This is a genomic window from Pseudomonas sp. MWU12-3088, assembly GCF_023242405.1.
Classification (GTDB): Bacteria; Pseudomonadota; Gammaproteobacteria; order Pseudomonadales; family Pseudomonadaceae; genus Aquipseudomonas; species Aquipseudomonas kribbensis.
Map to the genome: position 1 here is coordinate 1,091,321 of NZ_JALJEA010000001.1, position 17,999 is coordinate 1,109,319.

At 60.3% G+C, this 17,999-nt stretch carries 16 protein-coding genes; 6 read left to right on the forward strand and 10 right to left on the reverse strand.

Annotated features, from left to right (window positions below; genetic code table 11):
- Positions 1-89: 89 nt before the first annotated feature.
- Positions 90-2,414, reverse strand: coding sequence for an FdhF/YdeP family oxidoreductase (locus M5B98_RS04950; RefSeq protein WP_248742027.1), 2,325 nt, complete (start codon positions 2,412-2,414; stop codon positions 90-92).
- 356 nt (positions 2,415-2,770) lie between these two features.
- Here M5B98_RS04950 and moaA point away from each other — a divergent pair, with 356 nt between their 5' ends.
- Both moaA and M5B98_RS04960 read left to right on the forward strand, forming a co-directional pair.
- Complete coding sequence (gene moaA / locus M5B98_RS04955; RefSeq protein ID WP_248742028.1) at positions 2,771-3,769, forward strand: GTP 3',8-cyclase MoaA; 999 nt, start codon at positions 2,771-2,773, stop codon at positions 3,767-3,769.
- 28 nt (positions 3,770-3,797) lie between these two features.
- The gene (locus M5B98_RS04960) at positions 3,798-4,697 is read left to right on the forward strand and encodes a bestrophin family protein (protein ID WP_248742029.1); all 900 of its coding nucleotides are present in this window, start codon (positions 3,798-3,800) and stop codon (positions 4,695-4,697) included.
- A gap of 34 nt (positions 4,698-4,731) precedes the next feature.
- Here the strand turns inward: M5B98_RS04960 and M5B98_RS04965 are convergent, their stop codons facing one another.
- From M5B98_RS04965 to M5B98_RS04975, 3 genes are all read right to left on the reverse strand, one after another.
- Positions 4,732-6,018 carry an ATP-binding protein gene (locus tag M5B98_RS04965; RefSeq protein ID WP_248742030.1) on the reverse strand — a complete coding sequence of 429 codons (1,287 nt, stop codon included), beginning with the start codon at positions 6,016-6,018 and terminating at the stop codon, positions 4,732-4,734.
- A complete protein-coding gene (locus M5B98_RS04970) occupies positions 6,019-6,726 on the reverse strand; it encodes a response regulator (protein ID WP_085711475.1) in 708 nt (235 codons plus the stop codon).
- Positions 6,727-6,865: 139 nt separating this feature from the next.
- Complete coding sequence (locus M5B98_RS04975; protein ID WP_085610660.1) at positions 6,866-7,474, reverse strand: tRNA-(ms[2]io[6]A)-hydroxylase; 609 nt, start codon at positions 7,472-7,474, stop codon at positions 6,866-6,868.
- Positions 7,475-7,632: 158 nt separating this feature from the next.
- Here M5B98_RS04975 and M5B98_RS04980 point away from each other — a divergent pair, with 158 nt between their 5' ends.
- A complete protein-coding gene (locus M5B98_RS04980; RefSeq protein WP_085711476.1) occupies positions 7,633-8,496 on the forward strand; it encodes a universal stress protein in 864 nt (287 codons plus the stop codon).
- Positions 8,497-8,541: 45 nt separating this feature from the next.
- Here the strand turns inward: M5B98_RS04980 and M5B98_RS04985 are convergent, their stop codons facing one another.
- Positions 8,542-9,012 (reverse strand): DUF1289 domain-containing protein, encoded by a 471-nt coding sequence (locus M5B98_RS04985; protein ID WP_085711613.1) that lies wholly within the window; start codon positions 9,010-9,012, stop codon positions 8,542-8,544.
- 468 nt (positions 9,013-9,480) lie between these two features.
- On the opposite strand from M5B98_RS04985, the gene acnB reads away from it, so the two are divergent.
- The gene (acnB, locus tag M5B98_RS04990) at positions 9,481-12,090 is read left to right on the forward strand and encodes a bifunctional aconitate hydratase 2/2-methylisocitrate dehydratase (protein WP_248742174.1); all 2,610 of its coding nucleotides are present in this window, start codon (positions 9,481-9,483) and stop codon (positions 12,088-12,090) included.
- Between the two features lie 67 nt (positions 12,091-12,157).
- On the opposite strand, the gene M5B98_RS04995 is transcribed toward acnB, so the two are convergent.
- The 5 genes from M5B98_RS04995 to M5B98_RS05015 form a co-directional block, all read right to left on the reverse strand.
- Positions 12,158-13,816 carry a SulP family inorganic anion transporter gene (locus M5B98_RS04995; protein WP_412548530.1) on the reverse strand — a complete coding sequence of 553 codons (1,659 nt, stop codon included), beginning with the start codon at positions 13,814-13,816 and terminating at the stop codon, positions 12,158-12,160.
- The gene (locus M5B98_RS05000) at positions 13,806-14,423 is read right to left on the reverse strand and encodes a ParB-like protein (RefSeq protein WP_114883813.1); all 618 of its coding nucleotides are present in this window, start codon (positions 14,421-14,423) and stop codon (positions 13,806-13,808) included. The genes M5B98_RS04995 and M5B98_RS05000 overlap by 11 nt, the downstream gene beginning before the upstream one ends.
- 137 nt (positions 14,424-14,560) lie before the next feature.
- The gene (locus M5B98_RS05005) at positions 14,561-15,841 is read right to left on the reverse strand and encodes an HAAAP family serine/threonine permease (protein ID WP_248742032.1); all 1,281 of its coding nucleotides are present in this window, start codon (positions 15,839-15,841) and stop codon (positions 14,561-14,563) included.
- A 254-nt stretch (positions 15,842-16,095) separates the two neighbouring features.
- On the reverse strand, positions 16,096-16,266 hold the full coding sequence (locus tag M5B98_RS05010) for a hypothetical protein (protein ID WP_248742033.1): 171 nt from the start codon (positions 16,264-16,266) through the stop codon (positions 16,096-16,098).
- A gap of 46 nt (positions 16,267-16,312) precedes the next feature.
- Positions 16,313-16,507 (reverse strand): hypothetical protein, encoded by a 195-nt coding sequence (locus tag M5B98_RS05015; protein WP_096820205.1) that lies wholly within the window; start codon positions 16,505-16,507, stop codon positions 16,313-16,315.
- A 271-nt stretch (positions 16,508-16,778) separates the two neighbouring features.
- Here M5B98_RS05015 and M5B98_RS05020 point away from each other — a divergent pair, with 271 nt between their 5' ends.
- Positions 16,779-17,162 carry a tautomerase family protein gene (locus M5B98_RS05020; RefSeq protein ID WP_248742034.1) on the forward strand — a complete coding sequence of 128 codons (384 nt, stop codon included), beginning with the start codon at positions 16,779-16,781 and terminating at the stop codon, positions 17,160-17,162.
- 219 nt (positions 17,163-17,381) lie between these two features.
- The gene (locus tag M5B98_RS05025) at positions 17,382-17,906 is read left to right on the forward strand and encodes a cysteine hydrolase family protein (RefSeq protein WP_248742035.1); all 525 of its coding nucleotides are present in this window, start codon (positions 17,382-17,384) and stop codon (positions 17,904-17,906) included.
- Positions 17,907-17,999 lie beyond the last annotated feature (93 nt).

Genomic DNA, 17,999 nt, shown 5'->3' on the forward strand with positions numbered 1-17,999 from the left:
TGAAAAGCGGCAGCACACGGCCGGGCCACCGCCAGGCGCGAACGCCTGCAGCCAGTCGATTTGCAAAAGGGTTGAATCGCGTGGGTCGGTCAGGCCACCGACGACGGGATCAGGTTGCTCGCTTCGGCCGCTTCGAGGCGGATCGCCACGAACTTGGAGGTCGGCGTGTAGGTGCGATCACCGTAGCTTTCCAGCGGCACCAGCGGATTGGTTTCCGGGTAGTACGCGGCAGCCTGCCCGGCCGGAATGTCGTAGGCGATCAGGGTGAAACCGCTGACCCGACGCTCGCGCTCGTCATCCCACAGAGCTACCAGATCAACCTTCTGCCCCGGTTCGAAACCAAGCCGGCGGATGTCCTGCTCGTTGGCGAACACCACGTCGCGCATGCCGTAGACCCCGCGATAACGGTCGTCGAGGCCGTACAGCGTGGTGTTGTACTGATCGTGGGAACGCATGGTCTGCAGGATCAGATGCGGTTTGACCGGGAGGTTGCGCACGCCTTCGCTGATCAAATGCTCAGGCAGCACGCACGGGGTGAACTGAGCCTTGCCGGATTCGGTTTTCCAGACACGGTCGGAGGCGTCGTTGCCGAGGTGAAAACCACCGGGGATCAGCAGCTTCTCGTTGAAATTGTCGAAGCCCGGAATCACGTCGGCGATCAGGTTGCGGATGCGCCCGTAATCGCCCACCGCCCATTCCCAGTCGATCGGGTGTTTGCCCAACGTGGCGGCAGCGATCCCGGCAATGATCGCCGGCTCGGATTTCAGGTGCGCCGATTTTGGCTTCAGCTGGCCGAACGACAAGTGCACCATGCTGAAGGTGTCTTCCACGGTCACGCCTTGCGGGCCTTCGGCCTGCACGTCGATGTCGGTACGGCCGAGGCACGGCAGGATCAGCGCGTCACGCCCGGTCACCAGATGGCTGCGGTTGAGCTTGGTCGAGATGTGCACGCTCAGGTCGAGTTTGCGCATCGCCGCGTGGGTGCGCGGGGTGTCCGGCGTGGCTTGAGCGAAGTTGCCGCCCAGACCGATGAACACCTTGGCTTCACCACGCTCCATGGCACCGATCGCCATCACCGTGTTGTGGCCGTGCATACGCGGCACCTTGAAATTGAAGCGTTTTTCCAGGGCGTCCATCAGCGCTTTCGGCGCCAGTTCGTTGATGCCCATCGTGCGGTCGCCCTGCACGTTACTGTGGCCACGCACCGGCGACAGCCCGGCGCCCGGACGGCCGACGTTGCCGCGCAGCAGTTGCAGGTTGATGACTTCCTGCAGGGTCGGCACCGAGTGTACGTGTTGGGTCAGGCCCATGGCCCAGCACATGATCACGCTCTTGGCGCGGGCATACATGCGTGCGGCCAGTTCGATGTCATGCAGCGGCACGCCGGACTGTTCGACGATGTGCTCCCAGCTCGTGGCATCGACTTCGGCCAGATAGCTGTCGAGACCCGAGGTGTGCTCGGCAATGAACGCGTGATCGAACACCGGCTCGCCGCCGGTGGCCTGGGCTTCACGTTCCCACTCCAGCAGGAACTTGGCCATGCCGCGAATCATCGCCATGTCACCGCCTAGTGCCGGGCGGAAGTACGCGGTGTTGGTCGCTTCCCAGCCGTTGCTGAGCATCTCGATCGGATTCTGCGGGTTCTGGAATCGCTCCAGCCCACGCTCCTTGAGCGGGTTGATGCACACCACCTGCGCGCCGCGTTTTACCGCTTCGCGCAGCGGTTCGAGCATGCGCGGGTGGTTGGTGCCGGGGTTCTGGCCGATGACGAAAATCGCGTCGGCGTGGTGCAGGTCTTCATAGACCACCGTGCCTTTGCCGACACCGAGGCTCTCGCCCATGCTCACCGCACTGGCTTCGTGGCACATGTTCGAGCAGTCCGGGAAGTTGTTGGTGCCGTAGGCGCGGACGAACAACTGATAGAGAAATGCCGCTTCGTTGCTGGCACGACCCGAGGTGTAGAACTCGGCCTCGTGAGGTGATTTCAGGCCTTTGAGGTGCTTGGCGATCAGCGCGAAGGCTTCGTCCCAGGTGGTTTCGACATAGCGGTCGACCCGCGCGTCGTAGCGCATCGGATGGGTGATCCGGCCCTGGTATTCGAGCCAGTAATCGCTTTGCTCGGCCAGCGTCGACACCGTGTACTTGTTGAAGAATGCCGGATCGACCAGGCGCCCGGTGGCTTCCCAGTTCACCGCTTTGGCGCCGTTCTCGCAGAACTTCAGCATGCTCGCGCCGGGTGCCTCACCCCAGGCGCAACCGGGGCAGTCGAAGCCGCCGTTCTGGTTGGTCTTGAGCATGGCACGGATGTTTTTCAGGGCGTTTTCACTGCCCAGCCAGTTTTTGGTGAGGCTGATCACAGCACCCCACCCCGCAGCAGCGCCCTTGTAGGGTTTGTAACGGTCGACTTGTGACATGGGACTTCTCCATGACGATGCACACAGGCAAAAACCTGATCGGGTTTAAACAGCGACGACTGACTTTCAAGTTCAAAAGCGGTCGTTTCGTTTGACGGGGCCAAGGATATGAACCGCTGCAAAAACTTGTCTAATCGCTATTAATGACTGCGTTATCGAAAGCATCTATCACGGATTCAAACCCTTTAAATCCAGGCACTTGCAAAACTAAGAAGCGATAAATCCGGAATAATTATTTCATCATCGACAGCATCAATCAGCCGGTCATTAATAGTGATTGGACGCTGTCACAAGTTGCTCATAACCTGCGCCGACCCAATCCCTTTAATAGCGGATTTCACCCAAGCGAGGCTGTCATGTCAGAGCGCGTCTTGATCGATGGATACAACCGCCGCGTCGACTACCTGCGCATGTCGGTCACCGACCGTTGCGACTTCCGCTGCGTGTATTGCATGGCTGAAGACATGCAGTTTCTGCCGCGCCAACGGGTGCTGACGCTGGAGGAGATCTATCAACTGGCGCAGAGCTTTGTGGCGCTGGGCACCCGCAAGATCCGCCTGACCGGTGGCGAGCCGCTGATTCGTCCCGGTGTCGTCGGCTTGTGCAAGCAGATTGCTTCCCTGTCCGGCCTGCGCGAACTGTGCCTGACCACCAACGGCTCGCAGCTCGGCAAACTCGCCGGCCCGCTGTTCGACGCCGGGGTCAAGCGCCTCAACGTCAGCCTCGACAGCCTCGATGCCGAACGCTTCAGGCAGATGACCCGCACCGGCGACCTGGCGCAAGTGATCAACGGCATCGATGCCGCCCGCGAGGCCGGATTTACCCGCACTAAACTCAACTGCGTGGTGATGCAGGGCCGCAACGATCACGAGATCAATGATCTGGTGCAGTTCGCCATCGAGCGGGATCTGGACATTTCCTTCATCGAGGAAATGCCGCTGGGCATCATCAGCGAACACAGCCGCGCCGAGTCGTTCTTTTCCAGCACCCAGGTGCGCGAAAAGATCGCCGAGCGTTACACCCTGATCGATTCCGCCGAGTCGACCCAAGGCCCGTCGCGCTACTGGCGGCTGGCGGAAGCGCCGCACATTCGGCTGGGGTTCATTTCGCCCCACAGCCACAACTTCTGCGGCACCTGCAACCGGGTGCGGCTGACCGTCGAGGGGCGTTTGCTACTGTGTCTGGGGAACGAGCATTCGGTGGACTTGAAAGCGGTGCTGCGGGCCCATCCGGGTCAACCGCAACGGCTCGAGAAAGCGATCATCGACGCGATGAAGCTCAAGCCTTACCGGCACAACTTTGAAGTGAACGACGACGTGCAAGTGGTGCGTTTCATGAACATGACCGGCGGCTGAGCCGCCACGTTTTCAAGGCAAAAACAGCATGATCATCCGACCCAAGGTCAACCAGTTCGCCATCCTGTTCACCCTCAAGGGCTCGATTGCCAAACGCATCGCCCTGCGCACCCTGATGGTCACGTTGCTGGCGTCGGCCATCGTGCTGGTGGAAATCCTCCACCCGAGCAACTTCACCAAGGTCAACGCCACGCCGTTCACCCTGCTTGGCCTGTCGCTGTCGATCTTCATGAATTTTCGCAACAACGCCTGCTACGACCGCTGGTACGAGGCGCGCAAGGCCTGGGGTGAAGTGATCGTGCATGTGCGATCGGTGATTCGCGAAACCCATGTCATCCGCGAATCGGCGCAACGCCGCTTGCTGTTGCTCAACCTCTGCGGTTTTGCCCACGCCTTGAATGCTCGGCTGCGCCGGGAAAACGAAGCCGCCGCCAGCGCGGAGTGGATCACCCCGCAACTCGATGCACAGGTGCCGGACTACAGCGGACGCATCCTGCAAACCGTCGGCCAGCAATGTTCCGATCTGCATGAAGCGGGCGATCTCAGCGAATGGCGCTACATGCTGCTGGCCAACCACCTGACCAGCCTGACCCAGGCACAAGCGGTGTGCGAGCGGATCAAGAACACGCCGCTGCCCTTCCCTTACACCCTGCTGCTGCACCGCACGATCTACCTGTTCTGCATCCTGCTGCCGTTCGCCATGGCCGAACCGCTGGGTTGGCTGACGCCGCTGTTCACGGCGATTGTCAGCTACACGTTTTTTGGGCTGGATGCGATTGCCGATGAGCTGGAAGACCCGTTCGGCCGGGATGAAAACGATTTGCCGACCGATGCGCTGGTGCGGGGTATCGAGCGGGATATTCTCTCGGAGCTCGGGACTGAGCCGTTGCCGCCAGCGCTGAAACCGGTGGACTACGTTCTCAGTTAATCGAATACCTCCCCCTTCGGGGCAGGGAAACTCATCAATCCAGATGCGCCCAGGTCATGCGGAACGATGCCCCGCCCCACGGTGAATCGCCGACCTCGACCCGGCCACCATGGGACTGCGACACCCGTCGCACCAATGCCAGTCCGAGGCCGAAACCACCCGTGCGGCGGTCGCGGCTGGCGTCCAGGCGCGAGAACGGTTCGAAAATCTTCTCCCGCCCGGCCAGCGGCACACCCGGACCGTCGTCGTTGACCTGCACTTCGTATTGATCGCCGATGCGCACCAGCGACACCTCGACCCGCTGCTCGGCATATCGAATGGCATTACGCAGCAGATTGATCACCGCCCGCGCCATGAAACGCGGCTCGATCCGCACCTCGTCGACCCGACATTCGCCGATCAGCAATTGCACCCCGGCAGCCTCGGCCTCCAGCGCCACGCTCCCGACCACACTGTCGAGCCAGTTGGCGGCCTGAATATTCTCCCGGGTGATCACCGTCGCACCGCGCTCGAGGCTGGCGTAGGTCAGCAGTTCGGAGACCATTTCTTCCAGCTCGCCCAGGTCGGCGTACATGTCGGCGATCAGTTCGCGGTTCTGGCTGGCGTCCGGTTGTTGCTTGAGCTGGTCGAGTTCGAACGACAGCCGCGCAATCGGCGTGCGCAGTTCGTGGGACACGGCGTTGGTCAGCTCACGCTGATTGGCGATCAGGCCTTCGATGCGCGCCGCCATCAGGTTGAAGTGTTCGGCCAGATCGCGGATGTTCGAGCGTTTTGAAAGCTGGATACGCGCGGAGAGGTCGTTGTCGCCGAAACGCTCGGCGGCCAGGCGCAGTTTTTCCAGATCACGCCAGTGCGGGCGCACCCAGAAGTACAGGACGATCCCGAGCAGCACGGCCAGCATCATGTAAGCCGCCGAAATGTAGAACGGCATCAGGCTCGGCTCGGGCGGCAGCTTGATGCTGAGCAGTTGCGAGCCGCCGTCGATGTTGCTGATGAACTGGGTGTAGTCGTGGCGAATCACCAGCAGCCCCTGGGCCAGCTCGGTTTTTTCCTCATCGCTGAGCTTCAGTTGCTCGGCCTCGACCAGACTCAGCGTCAGCCCGTAGTGCGGACGCAGCGCGTCCAGTTGCGCCTCCCGCGCCGCGCCTTTCTGGTCGCGCATGTGTTCGATCAGCGACCAGGCCTGGCCACGCACCGCCTCGCGGTTGTAGGCCTGCATCTGGTTGTCGAGCAGCGCGTTGAAGGTGTGTTCGACGGTTTGCAGCGCCGCCACCAGCCCGACGGTCATCACCAGAAACAGCCCGAGAAATAACCGCAGCATCTACAACTCCCACGCAAACGGATTGAACAGATAGCCCTTGCCCCACACGGTCTTGATGCACACCGGTTCCCGGGGGTTGTCCTTGAGTTTGTTGCGCAACTTGCTGATGTACACGTCCACGCTGCGGTTGAGGCCATCGAAAGCAATGCCGCGCATGCGGTTGAGGATGTCATCGCGCGACAGGATGTTGCCGGCGGCACTGGCCAGCAGCCACAGCAGTTCGAACTCCATGGTGGTCAGCTCGATCAGTTCACCAGCCAGACGCACTTCGCGACAGCTGCGGTCGATATGCAACTGACCGAACTCCAGGGAACTGACCACGCCGCTGTCCGGCACCTGCCGGCGTTGCAGCGCACGCAGACGCGCGAGCAACACCGGCGGCTTGATCGGTTTGATCACGTAATCGTCGGCACCGGACTCCAGGCCCAGTATGTGGTCGAGGTCGTCTTCCTTGGCGGTCAGGATGACGATCGGCGTGTCCGACACGCTGCGGATTTCCCGGCACACGTGCAAGCCGCTCTGACCCGGCAGCATCAGGTCGAGCACCACGACTTTGGGCTTGAATTCAAGAAACGCGGCCACGGCCAGATCGCCGCGATGCACCGTGCGCACCTCGTAGCCGTGTTGTTCGAGAAAGTGGGCGATCAGCGCGGCCAGCCGCTCATCGTCTTCCACCAGCAGGACTCTGCCAAAACCCAGGTTATCCATAACGACCGTCGCCAACCCTCAGTGAAGTGGGCGACATTATGGCGGCATTCGCAGGCAAGACGATTATCGCGGGCAGCAAAAACCGGCCACTTGGGCCGGATTTCGTTGATGTTTCATGCTCTTAAGAGTTTTTAACAATTCATGCCGCGACGGGTACGCCGCTGTGGAAACGGAATTCCTCGTCCGGGGACTCGATCAGGTCCTGCTCGGCGGCGCGGACTTTCTCGATCACTTGAGCGATGTCCTTGGCGTCACCGTACTGGTAGGCCAGTTTCAGGTAACCCTGGAAATGCCGGGCCTCGCTTTTCAGCAGGCCGAAGTAGAACTTGCCGAGCTCTTCGTCCAGATGCGGCACCAGCGCTTCGAAACGTTCGCAACTGCGGGCTTCGATGAAGGCACCGACCACCAGGGTGTCGACCAGTTTCACCGGCTCGTGACTGCGCACCACTTTGCGCAGGCTCGAGGCATAACGGCCGGCGTGGAGCTGACGCAGCTCGATCTTGCGCCGTTTCATGATGCGCATGACCTGTTCGTGGTGCACCAGTTCTTCCCGGGCCAGGCGCGACATCATGTTGATCAGATCGACATGGGAATGGTACTTGGCGATCAGGCTCAACGCGGTGCTGGCGGCCTTGAACTCGCAGTTCTTGTGGTCGATCAGCAGGGTTTCCTGATCGGCCAGCGCGGCCTGGACCCAGGCGTCTGGCGTGCGGCAGCCAAGGAATTCGTGGATTTCGGGAAGGATCATGGGGCTCACGGTCAAAGGTGTTCGAGCGAAGGGCGCCGATTATACCGGCCTGCCCGCAGACCACCAGCGCCAGCCCTTGATATGCATCAAGTCGCGGACGGATGCGCAGCAACTATAGTTGTGCAACGCCGTGCCTTTTCATTGCTGGAGACTCACTCATGCAAGCCATTCGCAGCATTCTGGTGGTCATCGAACCCGAACACGCGGAAAGTCTGGCGCTCAAGCGCGCCAAGCTGATCGCCGGGGTGACCCAGGCCCATCTGCACCTGCTGGTCTGCGACAAGAAGCACGATCACGCCGGCATGCTCAGCGTGCTCAAGGCCGCGCTGTTGGCGGACGGCTACAGCGTCACCACCGAACAGGCGTGGAACGAGAGCCTGCACGAAACCATCATCGACGTGCAGCAGGCCGAAGGCTGCGGGCTGGTGATCAAGCAGCATTTCCCCGACAGTTCGCTGAAAAAAGCCCTGCTGACCCCGGCGGACTGGAAACTGCTGCGCCACTGCCCGACCCCGGTGCTGCTGGTAAAAACCTCCGCCTCCTGGAAAGACCGGGTGATTCTGGCCGCGGTCGATGTGGGCAACGCCGATGGCGAACACCGTCACCTGCACACCACCATCATCGACCACGGCTATGACATCGCGAGCCTGGCCAAGGGGCATCTGCACGTGATTACCGCCCATCCGTCACCGATGCTTTCGGCCGCCGACCCGACCTTCCAGCTCAAGGAAACCATCGAGGCGCGCTATCGCGAGCAATGCCGGGCGTTCCAGGCTGAATTCGATGTCGATGACGAGCATTTGCATGTCGAGGAAGGGCCGGCGGATGTGCTGATTCCGTTCATGGCGCACAAGCTGCAGGCCGCCGTGACCGTGATTGGCACCGTGGCGCGTACCGGGTTGTCCGGGGCGTTGATCGGCAATACCGCCGAAGTGGTGCTGGATGCGCTGGAAAGTGATGTGCTGGTGCTCAAGCCGCAGGAGGTTGAAGACCATTTGGTGGAGTTGGCGGTGAAGCATTAAGCATTGTTGTCATCCTGTGGCGAGCATACTCGCCACAGGTAATGCTCACTCGCCCAATGCATCCTTCAGAAAACCGGGTGCGATGTAGCGCTGATAGTGTGCTTCCGACAGCAGGAAAAATTCCCGATCAATGGCATCGCGCAGTTCCGGCAGGTTCCAGTCGCGAAACTCCGGCAGCAATACCATCCCGTAGGCTTCCAGATTAATGATCACCCGCGCGCCCCGGGCGATCAGCTGGTACGCCCAGCAATATTCCGACTGATGCGGCACGAAGCGGATCTTGCGCTGTTCCAGCTGCTGGCGCAGGCGCGCCGGATCGAAGACCTCGACCTTGCTCGCCATCACTTGTGACAGCAATTGCTCAAGACGCAGCCACACCGCGCGCTTTTCCTCCTCGTTGTAACCGTTCCAGTGGATCACTTCGTGGTGGAAACGCTTGCAGCCACGGCACACCAGATCACCGTAAACAGTGGAGCAGAGGCCGACGCAGGGGGTCTTGATGGTCTGATTGGGCATAAATGGGCAGAACACTTGAAACGCGGAACAGGTCGGCATGTTAGCCCTTTGTCCGGCATTCATCACCCCTCAAACGTCAGGGGCAAGCGCTGGATCAGGGTTTGCCCCGCCCACGCACAACGCCACCAAAGTCCAATAGAGCCCGACTTACCTTTAAATTTTTTTTGCCGTAGAATCAGCCAGCCTTTTTAGGCGCCAATGTCCGTTAGAAGCTGTTTTCAAAGCGTCACGAGCACAGTCGTTCCTTCAGAGCGGTGTTGGCGAAGGGTTTTTCCAGCGGGGAAAAGCCCAACGCCAACCCTCATCAGCTCCCCGTTCTGCAGGCGTAAAACTTTGAAAGCAGCTTCTGTAAGGAATTGCCGGTAATTCTGGCCGAACGACCCACAACGTCGTGAGGAGCATGAGTACGGCAATTTCGGGATGAGCGTCCCGGACACCCATTTGGGACCACTGATGAGGGTAATAACTGTGCTTGAAGCCTACCGCAAACATATCGAAGAGCGTGCAGCACTGGGTATCGTTCCCCAGCCGCTTAACGCCGAACAAACTGCAGGCCTGGTCGAGCTGCTGAAGAATCCTCCGGCTGGCGAAGAAGCTTTCCTCGTTGACCTGATCACCAATCGCGTACCACCAGGAGTGGACGAAGCCGCCTACGTCAAGGCCGGTTTCCTCTCCGCACTGGCCAAGGGCGAAGCCTCCTCCCCTCTGCTGGACAAGAAACGCGCTGTAGAACTGCTCGGCACCATGCAGGGCGGCTACAACATCGTGACCCTGGTCGAACTGCTGGACAACGCCGAGCTGGCGCCAGTGGCCGCCGAAGAACTCAAGCACACCCTGCTGATGTTCGATGCCTTCCACGACGTGGCTGAAAAAGCCAAGAACGGCAACGTTCACGCCAAGGCCGTGCTGCAATCCTGGGCTGACGGCGAGTGGTTCAAGAAGCGCCCTGTGCTGGCCGACAAGATCAGCCTGCGCGTCTTCAAGGTGACCGGCGAAACCAACACCGACGACCTGTCCCCTGCTCCAGACGCCTGGTCGCGTCCTGACATCCCGCTGCACGCCCTGGCCATGCTGAAAATGGCCCGTGACGGCATCGTTCCGGACGAGCAAGGCAAGACCGGCCCGATGAAGCAGATCGAAACCATGCGCGGCGAAGGCTTCCCGATCGCCTACGTCGGTGACGTGGTCGGTACCGGTTCCTCGCGTAAATCCGCGACCAACTCGGTCCTGTGGTTCTTCGGTGACGACATCCCTTACGTGCCGAACAAGCGCGGCGGCGGCTTCTGCTTCGGCAGCAAGATCGCTCCGATCTTCTACAACACCATGGAAGATGCCGGCGCACTGCCTATCGAGTTCGACGTATCGAACATGAACATGGGCGACGTGATCGACCTGTATCCGCACGCTGGCAAAGTCTGCAAGCACGGTACGGACGAAGTCATCACCACCTTCGAAATGAAGACCCCGGTCCTGCTGGACGAAGTCCGCGCCGGTGGCCGTATCCCGCTGATCATCGGCCGTGGCCTGACCGAGAAGGCTCGCGCCGAACTGGGTCTGCCAGCATTCGACCTGTTCAAGAAACCGGAAGCTCCGGCCGAAAGCACCAAGGGTTACACCCTGGCGCAGAAAATGGTCGGCAAGGCCTGCGGTCTGGCAGAAGGCAAAGGCATCCGTCCTGGCACCTACTGCGAACCGAAGATGACCACCGTAGGTTCTCAGGACACCACCGGTCCAATGACCCGTGACGAACTGAAAGACCTGGCGTGCCTGGGCTTCTCCGCTGATCTGGTGATGCAGTCCTTCTGCCACACCGCGGCTTATCCAAAGCCGATCGACGTGACCACCCACCACACCCTGCCTGACTTCATCATGACCCGCGGCGGCGTTTCCCTGCGTCCGGGCGACGGCATCATCCACTCGTGGCTCAACCGCATGCTGCTGCCGGACACCGTGGGTACCGGTGGTGACTCGCACACCCGTTTCCCGATGGGCATCTCGTTCCCGGCCGGTTCCGGTCTGGTCGCGTTCGCCGCAGCCACCGGCGTCATGCCGCTGGACATGCCGGAATCGATCCTGGTGCGCTTCAAAGGCAAGATGAAACCTGGCATCACCCTGCGTGACCTGGTTCATGCCATTCCTTACTTCGCCATCCAGAACGGTCTGCTGACCGTCGAGAAGAAAGGCAAGAAAAACGCCTTCTCCGGCCGTATCCTGGAAATCGAAGGCCTGGAAGGTCTGACCCTGGAACAGGCGTTCGAACTGTCCGACGCCTCGGCCGAACGTTCGGCAGCCGGTTGCACCATCAAGCTGTCGAAAGAGTCGATCACCGAGTACCTGCAGTCCAACATCACCCTGCTGCGCTGGATGATCGGCGAAGGCTACGGCGATGCGCGTACCCTGGAGCGTCGTGCTCAAGCGATGGAAGCCTGGATCGCCAACCCTGAGCTGATGGAAGCCGATGCCGACGCCGAATACGCCGAAGTCATCGAAATCGATCTGGCCGACATCAGCGAGCCTGTACTGTGCGCGCCGAACGACCCGGACGACGCCCGTCTGCTGTCCAGCGTTGCTGGCGAGAAGATCGACGAAGTGTTCATCGGTTCGTGCATGACCAACATCGGTCACTTCCGCGCTGCCGGTAAACTGCTGGATCAGGTCAAGGGTCAGCTGCCAACCCGTCTGTGGCTGTCGCCGCCGACCAAGATGGACGCTCACCAACTGACCGAAGAAGGCTACTACGGCATCTACGGCAAGGCCGGCGCACGTATGGAAATGCCAGGCTGCTCGCTGTGCATGGGTAACCAGGCACGCGTCGAGCCGAACAGCACCGTGGTGTCGACGTCGACCCGTAACTTCCCGAACCGTCTGGGCGACGGCGCGAACGTCTACCTGGCTTCGGCTGAGCTGGCGTCCGTAGCTTCGATCCTGGGTCGCCTGCCGACCGTCGAGGAGTACATGGAATACGCTGGCAAGATCGACAGCATGGCGGCCGATGTTTACCGCTACCTGTCCTTCGACCAGATTGCCGAGTTCCGTGAAGCTGCTGCGAACGCCAACATTCCGGTCGTTCAAGCCTGACGCTGCAACGCAATGAAAAACGCCGCCCATCGTGAGATGAGCGGCGTTTTTTTATGCCAGTGAAAACTCATGCATTCAGCTTGAGTGCCTGCTGAACCGCCTCATCCACACTCAAGCCGCTCAACAGCACCTGCTCGCGTTCCAGTTCTGGCAACTGCGTCAGCACGGTCTGCGCCTCATGCTTGAGGCGCGCCAGAATCAACAGTTTGTCTTCGGCCCTCACCTGCAGGAAGAACGCTTCCAGCGCCTCGATGCTGGTGCCGTCCAGATCCGGTGATTCTTCCAGACTCAGGATGATCGTGTGCACCGCCGCCGGCGCATGCCGAGCCAGCCGCAGCGCGCCACCGAGAATCCGTTCCACGTTGGCGAAAAACAGCGCCTCGCTTGGCCGGACAATCAATACGCCGGGGATTTCCCGGGCATCCGGATGGCGCTGCATATCGACATAATCGTGACCTCCGCCCATTTGCCCCAGCACCTGAATATCCGCCGATGACATCTGTTTGAGCATCAGCACCACGCTGATCGCTACTGCCAGCAGCAAACCGTCGAGCACGCCCAGCACCAGCACCGCCGCCACCGCGCAAATCACCAACAGGCGATCGCGGCGCCAGATGAAGTAGCGACCCAGGGGTTGCAGGCTCAGCGCTCGTCCCAGTGCGTGAATCACGATCGCGGCCAGCACCGGTTCCGGGGTCAGGGCGATGTACGGCAGCACGGTCAAGACGATCAGCAACACCACTGCCGCCGCGACTACACCCGCCAACCGCGATGTCGCCCCCGCCGCTTCGTTGGCCGACGTTGCCGAATACCCGGCCCCGGCAGGCATGCCGTGAAACAGACCCGACAGCAGATTGGATGCGCCAAGGGCCAGCAGATCGCGGTTCGAGGACACCCGGTCGCCGTGTTTCAGGGCAAACGAGCTGATCGAGCCATAGGACTCGGCATACAGAATCATCACCATGGCAAACGCCAGCTCGCCGAGCCGCAGCCAGTCGGCAAACGGCATGTTCGGCAACTGCGGCATCTCCAGCGCCAGATCGATAACCCCGATCAGCTTCACACCGTGGGCCGGCAGGTTCAGCCATTGGCTGGCGGCAATGCCCAATGCGACAACAATCAAGCCACCCGGCACCCGGCGAAAACGGGCGCAGACCATCAGTACCAGCAACGCCACCAGCGCTACTCCAGCGCCTGCCAGATTCCATTTCGGCCACTGCTCGATCAATTGCGGCAGAAAGCGAACCAGGTTGCTCTCAGTCAGGTGGACATCGACGACGCTCGCCACCTGCTTGAGGATGATCGTCACCGCCAATCCCAGTGCAAAGCCACGCAACACCGGTTTGGCGATGAAGGACGTCACGCTGCCAAGCTTGAACAGCCCCGCCAGCAAAAACAGCACACCGGTCATCATCACCAACCCGACCGCCAGGCTCAGGCGCAATGCCGGATCACCGCCGGCCAGTGACGCGGTCGCCGCCGCCAGCACCGCCGCCGAGGACGACGTGGCCGAGACCACGGCAAAGCGGCTGGTGCCCATCAACGCGTAACACAGCAGCCCGGCGAACAACGCGATCACCCCGGCCTGGGGTGGCAACGCGGCAATGCTGGAATACGCCACGGCCTCGGGTAGTAACAGACCGGCAATCGACAACCCGGCCAGCAGGTCCTGGCTACGACTTTGCACTTCGGGTCGGGAAGCGGCACTCAGAGGTTCAGTTGACAATCGGACCCACCCACCCTGGCAGATACCGAGCTTCCTGACTGCGGGCCAGATTCATGGCTTTGGTCTGCAATTTGGGACTGAGGTCGTTGATCTGATCACTGGCGATGCGGCTGCGAAAGAAGTCCGCCCAGAGAAACTCGCTGTAGGGCGTCGCGTCCTTGGCGTAGCCACCGGCCCGACGCAAGCGTCCGGCGAGGCTGCGATAAGGATCGTCCTGCAGATCGGCGATGGACTTGGGAATGGCTTCAAAGGTGCGCCGGACACCGCGACCGTCGTAGGGATGCGCCCACTGGTTGAAGTTCATCACGTTCCAGAAGGTCACCGTGTCGACAAACGAAAGATCCTTGAGCACCAGCAAGGAGGCCTTCTTGACCTCTTCTTCAATCAGCGCCAGACCAAAGTGATGGTGATCGACGATGTAATAGACGCCTTCAGGCCCGAGCACACTGGGGAACCAGTGATTGTCCAGCGCTGCCGCCCGCTCCTTGCGTTTGAGTTTTTTCCATTCCTGGCGCTTGTCGGCGACTTCGGCGAGGCCGACCGTGAGCTGGGTGGGATGGAGTTTTTCCAGTTTGGCGCTGATCAATTGGGGTCGTGCACGGGGCATGAGGCATCTCCGGGGAAAAGTGCCTTTCAAGCGTAGCCGTTTATATCTTGGGATGCGTGCCCTGGATCAGGCACTCGGGAGGTCTTGCAATAACGGGGGCGAATGGCTCGCCCCCGTCTGGAACTGCTGGCCTGGAATCAGGCGGCCAGCGAGTAGATCAACGCCGAAATCGCCACCAGGCCTACGGCGGTGACAAATACGTTCGACGCCTGGCCACGGTAGCGGGCCATTGCCGGTACTTTGCGGATCGCGTACATCGGCATCAGGAACAGGATCGCCGCGATGACCGGGCCACCGATGGTTTCGATCATGCCGAGGATGCTCGGATTCAGGGTCGCCACGATCCAGCACACCACCAGCATGAACGCTGCAACGATGCGATCCAGGGCCTTGGCGCCCGGGCGCTTGCCGCTTTTCACGATCAAGCCTTTCAGGCCCTCGCTGGCGCCGATGTAGTGGCCGAGGAACGACTTGGAGATGGCCACGAATGCAATCAGCGGCGCGGCGAACGCGATGGTCGGGTTGCTGAAGTGGTTGGCCAGGTACGACAGGATCGACAGGTTCTGCGCCTTGGCTTCAGCCAGTTGCTCCGGCGACAGGGTCAGTACGCAGCTGAAGACAAAGAACAGCACCATCACCACCATCAGCAGATGGGCGCGGGACAGGATCTGCGAGCTGCGTTCGTCGGCATGAACGCCGTAACGACGTTTCTGGTCCACCGCGAACGCCGAAATGATCGGCGAGTGGTTGAACGAGAACACCATTACCGGAATCGCCAGCCACAGCGTGTGCAGCAGCGCCGACGGCGCCGGCACCTGCGAAGCAGTGCTCAGGATGCCGCCGTTCCAGTGCGGAATCAGGTACACGGCGAGGAACAGCAGCGCAACGATGAACGGATACACCATCAGGCTCATGGCCTTGACGATCACCTGCTCGCCACAACGAACAACAGCCAGCAGGCCGAGGATCAGCACGAACGACAGCAGCGCGCGCGGTGGCGGCATGATGTGCAGTTGGTGTTCGAGGAAGCTGGCGACGGTGTTGGTCAGGCCAACGCTGTAGATCAGCAGGATCGGGAAGATCGCGAAGAAGTACAGCAGCGTGATCAGCGCACCGGCCTTGATGCCGAAATGCTGTTCCACCACCTCGGTGATGTCGGCGCCTTCGCGACCGGAGAGCACAAAGCGGGTCAGGCCGCGGTGTGCGAAGAAAGTCATGGGGAATGCCAGCAGCGCGAGGATCACCAGCGGCCAGAAGCCGCCCAGACCTGCGTTGATCGGCAAAAACAGGGTGCCGGCGCCGATGGCCGTCCCGAACAGTCCCAACATCCAGGTAGTGTCATGGCGATTCCAGCTCGACAATTGGGCTGGTGCTGCCGTTTCAAAGCGTTGTTCGACGCTATTGGCCTGATCATTCATCCGGTCGGATCTCCGCATTCCGGTCACTTGCCACTCGGTCAGGACGCGTCGGAAAAAACCGACAGACATGCTCCGGCCGAAACAGGGGCGCGATTCTCCGCGATAAATGAGCGGAAGCAAAGACTTAGCTGAGGAATGGTTGTGCGGAGCAGATTGGACGGTTGTCGTTTTTGGGAAAATATCTGTCGGCAACTGGTACGTTTAATGTCGTTTTGTGACACATCCCGGTGCCGAATGTGATCAGGAAAACCTGGTCAGATCGATCGGCCCAATATGACGCCAAGTGACATGCAGAAGAGACCGAAACCCAGCATGCTCCAGACCGGGTACCTGCTCTCTTTGTCTTTGATTCGCATTTTTTCGACCCACTCATCGTACTCTCGATCTGCTTGTTCAATGATGGCCTGGCGGTCAAATGTGTTCATGTTGGCTCCTTCGAATCAAGGGTCTGTTTTTATGAGTAGCGAATACTCAAAACTTGAAGTAAACACTTGCTACTGCAGTGATTGCGGTCACCACACCACCCAACACTGCGATTGGATATAGGTATATTTCACTGTTCAGCTTTTTAACCTCCGCCAAAAGCTTTTGCCTTTCAGCAACGAGTTTTCGTGATTCATGCAGTAACCTTTCGAGTTCCAGCTCTTCGCGGTTGTTCTGAAGCATTGGCCTTCCTTGGCTAATGGCTATCACCATTCAGGTTGCTGCCCCATCCTGAAGAGCGCATCCCGTCTTGCCTGCATGATTTCGCGTTTCTCACCTGCGGAATAGCGGATAAATCCATCAGCACCCGTAGGCTGCTTCCGTAACTTTTGCAGTACGGCACCTACATCGCCGAACGATTTTAAACAGCCTCATCCAACGGCATTTTTCAGCTATACCCAATGGCGAACCGACTGACAGCCCTTTCCAGTCCCCTGCCCCATGGAGCCCTCCCATGCCCCTCGTCCGCGTCGAACTCAAGAAACGCCCCGATCCGACCTTCGCCAAACGCGTCGGCGAGCAGATCTACGCCGCCATGCGCAGCACGATCAATGTCCCGGAGCACGACAACTTCCAGATCCTGGCCGAGCACGACGGCGAGCATTTCGTCTTCGATACGCAATACCTGGGGATCCAGCGCAGCGACCAGTTGGTGATCATCCAGATCACCCTCAATGAGGGCCGGACGCTGGAACAGAAAAAGGCGCTGTACCAGACCATCGCCCAGAACCTGAACACGCACCTGTCGATCCGTCTGGAAGATGTGTTCATCAATCTGGTGGAAGTGAAGAAAGAAAACTGGTCCTTCGGCAACGGCATCGCTCAATACGCCAGTTGATGCACCTGTTGACAGCCCGCTGACGCCGCCAGCATGATCGGCCCCATGAACCTTTGCGCGCTGCACCTCACCCGTACCACCACGACCGCCACCGGCGGGTCGTGGTGTTTGTGCCTGAGGTAAAACCAGCGCAGCAAACCCAAGGCCCCGCCAGCAATGGACGGGGCCTTGTTGTTTCTCCCGTCCGTGCGGCACGTTTGGTACCCAAGGAGAAACACCATGCCCGCAGCACTGTTGATCATCGATATGCAGGTCGGCCTGTTCCAGGGTCAGGAAAAGCCCCACGACGGCGAACGCGTGCTCGCCAACATCCAGCACTTGATCGCCCGGGCACGCCAACGACAAGTGCCAATTTTTGCCGTTCGCCACACCGGCCCGGCTGGCTCGCCGATTGCCGCCGGCAGTGCGTTCTGGCAGTTATTGCCGGCGCTTGAAATGGATGCCGCAAACGCCACCCTCTTCGACAAATCCCGTCCCAACGCCTTCCACGGCACCGACCTGGCCCTGCAACTCAACGCCGCGAACATAGAAGACCTGTACATAGTCGGCATGAAAACCCAGTTCTGCATCGACAGCACCTGCCGTGCCGCGGCCGATCTGGGCTTCAAGCCATTGCTGATAGCCGATGCCCACACTTGCATGGACACCCACGCACTGCCGGCCCAGGCGATCATCGAGCACCACAACGCAACCCTCGGCGCGGCGTTCGTGCGGTTGATCAACACCGCCGACATCGCCTTCTGACGAAGCGCCCGCGCACTCCCCGCATCAGCTCCTACACTGGCTGGTGCGGGGCAATGTCGGCCATTGCCAAACCGCTCTGCAATCAGCACTCTG